6 protein-coding genes are annotated in these 5,403 nt (G+C 70.6%); all 6 read right to left on the bottom strand.

Annotated elements, in window-relative coordinates; translation table 11 throughout:
* Positions 1-154: 154 nt before the first annotated feature.
* On the bottom strand, positions 155-952 hold the full coding sequence (gene prcA / locus OEY_RS0124860) for a proteasome subunit alpha (RefSeq protein WP_010596451.1): 798 nt from the start codon (positions 950-952) through the stop codon (positions 155-157).
* Entirely contained in the window at positions 949-1,767 is an 819-nt protein-coding gene (prcB, locus tag OEY_RS0124865; protein WP_017681810.1) for a proteasome subunit beta, read from the bottom strand. Before prcB ends, prcA begins: the two co-directional genes overlap by 4 nt.
* Positions 1,768-1,811: 44 nt before the next feature.
* Positions 1,812-2,003, bottom strand: a complete 192-nt coding sequence (locus OEY_RS0124870) for a ubiquitin-like protein Pup (RefSeq protein ID WP_003937722.1) — start codon at positions 2,001-2,003, stop codon at positions 1,812-1,814.
* Positions 2,004-2,141: 138 nt separating this feature from the next.
* On the bottom strand, positions 2,142-3,635 hold the full coding sequence (dop, locus tag OEY_RS0124875) for a depupylase/deamidase Dop (RefSeq protein ID WP_010596453.1): 1,494 nt from the start codon (positions 3,633-3,635) through the stop codon (positions 2,142-2,144).
* A 10-nt stretch (positions 3,636-3,645) separates the two neighbouring features.
* Positions 3,646-4,068, bottom strand: a complete 423-nt coding sequence (locus OEY_RS0124880) for a nitroreductase family deazaflavin-dependent oxidoreductase (RefSeq protein ID WP_010596454.1) — start codon at positions 4,066-4,068, stop codon at positions 3,646-3,648.
* Between the two features lie 73 nt (positions 4,069-4,141).
* A partial coding sequence (arc, locus tag OEY_RS0124885) for a proteasome ATPase (protein WP_010596455.1) occupies positions 4,142-5,403 on the bottom strand: 1,262 nt, incomplete at its 5' end.

Below are 5,403 nucleotides of genomic sequence, written 5' to 3' on the forward strand. Positions count from 1 at the left end.
CCCCGATCCACGTGCGGCGCGATGCGCCGGCGCTGTCGGTGCGGGTGCGTGACGGGCGGGTCGCCCTGGCCACCGACGGTGAGGTCCTCGCCGAGGGCACGCGGTTCGAGTTCCGCAGCGCCCCCGGCGCGCTGACCGTCTACCGGCCCGTCGATCAGGAACCCTGAGCGGGCTCCGCTCCGTCCGCCCCGGCGGTGTCACTGCCCGCCCCGGCGGTGTCACTGCCCGGCCCGGCGGTGTCACTGCCCGGCAGCAACTGGTCGAGCGCGGCGCCGGTGATGCGGCGGAACGCGCGGCGCGGGCGGGGCTTCTCGAGCACCGCCACCTCGAGTTCGGCGCGGCCGAGCACCCGGGTGCCGTTCTCGGGTCCGGCGGCGGGCACCTGCTGCAAGGCCTGCACCGCGACCTGCACCGCCTCGGCGAGGGACAGCCCCGGCCGGTACGACTCGCGTAGCGCGGTGGCGATGGGTTCGGTGTGCCCACCCATCACCACGAACTGCGGTTCGTCGACGATCGACCCGTCGTAGGTGATGCGGTACAGCTGCGCCGTGTCGGCGGACTCGGCGCGGCCGACCTCGGCGACGCAGATCTCCACCTCGTACGGCTTGGGCTGCTCGGTGAAGATGGTGCCCAGGGTCTGGGCGTAGGCGTTGGCCAGCGACCGCACGGTCACATCGCGCCGGTCGTAGGAATAGCCGCGCATGTCGGCGTGCACGATCCCGGCGCGCCGCAGGTTCTCGAACTCGTTGTACTTGCCGACCGCGGCGAATCCGATGCGGTCGTACAGTTCACTGACCTTGTGCAGGGCCTTCGACGGGTTCTCGGCAACGAACACCACCCCGTCGGCGTAGATCAGCACGACCACACTGCGGCCCCGCGCGATGCCCTTGCGCGCCAGTTCCGAGCGATCGCGCATGATCTGCTCGGCGGACGCATAGTACGGCAGCGTCACAGCGCACCTCCCTGCCCGGACTCGGTGACGGTGCGGTCCGCGACGACGGTGCGGGCCAGCTCGGACAATGTCTGCTCCGGTACCTCGACGGCGCCGTCGGCGGTGATGACCACCGCGGTGGGATAGATGCCGCGGGCGGTGTCCGGGCCGCCGGTGGCGGTGTCGTCGTCGGCGGCGTCGTAGAGGGCCTCGACGACGGTGCGCAGCGCCGCCGCCTGGTCCGCGTCGGCGCGGTAGAGCTTCTTGAGCGACGACTTGGCGAACAACGACCCCGAGCCCACCGCGTGGTAGCCGGCGCGCTCCTCGTAGCGGCCCCCCACCACGTCGTAGGACACGATCCGGCCGGCGCGCTGCGGGTCCGGCGCCTCGAGGTCGTAGCCGACCAGCAGCGGGACCACCGCCAGGCCCTGCATCGCGGCCCCGAGGTTGCCGCGCACCATCGACGACAACCGGTTGGCCTTACCGTCGAAGGTCAGCGGGACACCTTCGATCTTCTCGTAGTGCTCGAGTTCCACCGCGAACAGGCGCACGAGCTCGACGGCCAGCCCGGCGGTGCCGGCGATCCCGGCCGCGGAGTAGCTGTCGGTGACGAACACCTTCTGCACGTCCCGGCTGGCCACCATGTTGCCCATGGTGGCGCGCCGGTCACCGGCGATCAGCACCCCACCGGCGAACGTCACCGCGACGATCGTGGTGCCGTGCGGGGCGATGTCCGCGTCGGCGCCGCGCAGCCCGGGACGGTTCTCCGGCAGCAGTTCCGGCGCGTGCAGGCGCAGGTGGTCGGAGAACGAGGACAGCGGGGAACCGAACGGCATGTGCGGCGGGTGGACGGGGAACGGGATCGGCGAACGCTCCGCTGTCACTGGCCGCCCTTCTGCACGTACGCACGCACGAAGTCCTCGGCGTTCTCCTCGAGCACGTCGTCGATCTCGTCGAGCAGGTCGTCGGTCTCGGCCGCGAGCTTCTCGCGTCGTTCCTGACCGGCACCGCCGTCGCCGACGACCTCGTCGTCGTCGCCTCCGCCACCGCGTGTGGTCCGCTCCTGAGCCATAGCGGTCGACCTCCTCGTTCGTTCGTGGGGCCCGCCCCGGCCGCGACCGGCGCGAGCACCGACTGCTCGGACCTCCACCCTACCGAGCAGATGCGACACTCCGCGCGACTACGCGCGTGTCGCGCCCGCCCGGGCGGGTCAGCTGGTCAGTTCGTCGACCAGCGCGGCCGCCGAATCCACCGAGTCGAGCAACTTGCCGACGTGCGCGCGGCTGCCGCGCAGCGGCTCGAGGGTGGGGATGCGCACCAGCGATTCGCCGCCCAGGTCGAAGATCACCGAGTCCCAGCTGGCGGCGGCGATGTCGGCGCCGAACCGGCGCAGGCATTCGCCGCGGAAGAACGCGCGGGTGTCCGACGGCGGGGTATGCACCGCGTCGAGCACATCCTGCTCGGCGACCAGGCGCTCCATCGAGCCGCGGGCGACGAGCCGGTTGTACAGGCCCTTGTCCAGCCGCACGTCGGAGTACTGCAGGTCCACCAGATGCAGCCGCGGCGCCGACCACGCCAGGCCCTCCCGGTTGCGGAACCCCTCGAGCAGGCGCAGTTTCGCCGGCCAGTCCAGCAGGTGCGCGCAGTCCATGGGGTCGCGTTCGAGCAGGTCCAGGACCATCGCCCACTTGTCGAGGATGTCGCGGACCCGCTTGTCGTCGGTGCCGTCGTGGAACGTCGCGACCCGCTCGTGGTAGATCCGCTGCAGGGCCAGGCCGGTCAGCTCCCGGCCGTCGGTCAGGGCCACGGTCTTGCGCAGCGTGGGGTCGTGGCTGATGTGGTGCACGGCGGTGACCGGCCGCGCCAGCTGCAGATCCGACAGGTCCACACCGGCCTCGATCAGATCCAGCACCAGCGCGGTGGTGCCGACCTTGAGGTAGGTCGACATCTCGGCGAGGTTGGCGTCGCCGATGATCACATGCAGGCGCCGGTACTTGTCGGCATCGGCGTGCGGCTCGTCGCGGGTGTTGATGATGCCCCGCTTGAGGGTGGTCTCGAGCCCGACCTCGACCTCGATGTAGTCGGCGCGCTGCGACAACTGGAAGCCCGCCTCGTCGCCGGACTGGCCGATGCCGACCCGGCCGGAGCCGGTGATCACCTGCCGGGAGACGAAGAACGGGGTCAACCCCGCGACCACCGCCGAGAACGGCGTGTCGCGGGCCATGAGGTAGTTCTCGTGGGTGCCGTACGAGGCGCCCTTGCCGTCGACGTTGTTCTTGTACAACTGCAGGCGCGGCGCGCCGGGCACGCTCGAGGCGTGCCGGGCGGCCGCCTCCATCACCCGTTCGCCGGCCTTGTCCCAGATGACCGCGTCGAGGGGGTCGGTGACCTCCGGCGCCGAGTACTCCGGGTGGGCGTGGTCGACGTACAGCCGGGCGCCGTTGGTGAGGATCATGTTGGCGGCGCCGACCTCGTCGGCGTCGATGACCGGGGCCGGGCCGTTGAACCGGCCCAGGTCGAAGCCGCGGGCGTCGCGCAGGGGAGATTCGACCTCGTAGTCCCAGCGGGTGCGCTTGGCGCGGGGCACACCCTCAGCGGCCGCGTACGCCAGCACCGCCTGGGTGGACGTGAGGATCGGGTTCGCTGTGGGCTCGTTGGGTGAGGAGATCCCGTACTCGACCTCGATGCCGATGATCCGCTGCATGACGTCGAGGTTAGGCGATCGGCGCCGGGCCGGGCGGGCCGGGACGGACGGAAGGTGGGGCGACGGCGGTGTCGAGAAACTCCACCGAGCCGGTCGCGCGCAGAACCTGGCGGACCCCGGGCGGCGCCCAGCCCGCCGTCGGGTCGCGGCCGACGACGGGGTCGACGAGGTCGAGACGGCGGCCGCGGTGGTGCAGGGTGCAGCCGCCCGCGGCACGCACGTTGCGCACCCAGTCGGTCCGGGAACCGTAGGTCAGTGCGATGCGGTAGCCGCCTGCGCGGCCGAACACCAGCACCGGGGTGCGATAGCGGCACCCGCTGCGCCGGCCGCGATGTTCGACGACCGCCGTGCCCGGCAGGTGCCCGGCGACGGGCCGGGCGAGCCGGTTGGTGACCACCCGGTTGAACCGGGCGAGGGCAAAGGGCAGCGGCACGCTCACCCTCCTGCCGGTCGCGTCGGGGCCCGGTGGGGCCGCCGCTCGGTGCGGCGGCCCCACCGGGACGGCGTCACAGGTACTGGCCGGTGTTCGACTCGGTGTCGATCGCCCGGCTGGCGCTGGCGTTCTTACCGGTGACCAGGGTACGGATGTAGACGATGCGTTCGCCCTTCTTGCCCGAGATCCGTGCCCAGTCGTCCGGGTTGGTGGTGTTGGGCAGGTCCTCGTTCTCGGCGAATTCGTCGACGATGGAGTCGAGCAGGTGCTGCACCCGCAGACCCGGTGCCCCGGTCTCGAGCACCGACTTGATCGCGTACTTCTTGGCGCGGTCGACGATGTTCTGGATCATCGCCCCGGAGTTGAAGTCCTTGAAGTACAGGACCTCCTTGTCACCGTTGGCGTACGTCACCTCGAGGAAGCGGTTCTCCTCGCTCTCGGCGTACATCCGGTCGACGACCCGTTCGATCATCGCGCGCACGCACGCACCGCGGTGCCCGCCGAACTCGGCGAGGTCGTCGGCGTGCACCGGCAGTCCCTCGGTGAGGTACTTGGAGAAGATGTCCAGTGCCGCCTCGGCGTCGGGCCGTTCGATCTTGATCTTCACGTCGAGCCGGCCGGGCCGCAGGATCGCCGGGTCGATCATGTCCTCCCGGTTGGACGCGCCGATCACGATGACGTTCTCGAGGCCCTCGACACCGTCGATCTCCGACAGCAGCTGCGGCACCACCGTGGTCTCGACGTCGGAGGACACCCCGGAGCCGCGGGTGCGGAAGATCGAGTCCATCTCGTCGAAGAACACGATCACCGGGGTGCCTTCGGACGCCTTCTCCCGCGCCCGCTGGAAGATCAACCGGATGTGGCGTTCGGTCTCGCCGACGAACTTGTTGAGCAGTTCGGGGCCCTTGATGTTGAGGAAGTAGGACTTGGCCTCCTTCGAATCCTCGCCGCGGGCCTCGGCGATCTTCTTGGCGAGCGAATTGGCGACGGCCTTGGCGATGAGGGTCTTGCCGCAGCCGGGCGGGCCGTAGAGCAGCACCCCCTTGGGTGGGCGCAGCGCGTATTCCCGGAACAGGTCCTTGTGCAGGAACGGCAGTTCCACCGCGTCGCGGATCTGTTCGATCTGCCGGCCGAGGCCACCGATGTCGTTGTAGTCGACGTCGGGAACCTCTTCGAGGACGAGGTCCTCGACCTCGGCCTTGGGGATGCGCTCGAAGGCGTACCCGGCCTTGCTGTCGACCAGCAGCGAGTCGCCCGGCCGCAGCTTGAACGACGCTTCGGTGTCCTCGCCGCCCTCGCCGACCTCGACGATCCCGGCCGCGGCTGCCGCCCCCG

Source organism: Rhodococcus sp. P14 (assembly GCF_000256505.1).
Taxonomy (GTDB): Bacteria; Actinomycetota; Actinomycetes; order Mycobacteriales; family Mycobacteriaceae; genus Rhodococcus; species Rhodococcus ruber.

Coding starts and splice junctions, on each gene's coding strand:
- prcB (WP_017681810.1), bottom strand. CDS start 1,767: ATGCCGTTCGGTTCCCCGCTGTCCTCGTTCTCCGACCACCTGCGCCTG.
- OEY_RS0124870 (WP_003937722.1), bottom strand. CDS start 2,003: ATGGCTCAGGAGCGGACCACACGCGGTGGCGGAGGCGACGACGACGAG.
- dop (WP_010596453.1), bottom strand. CDS start 3,635: ATGCAGCGGATCATCGGCATCGAGGTCGAGTACGGGATCTCCTCACCC.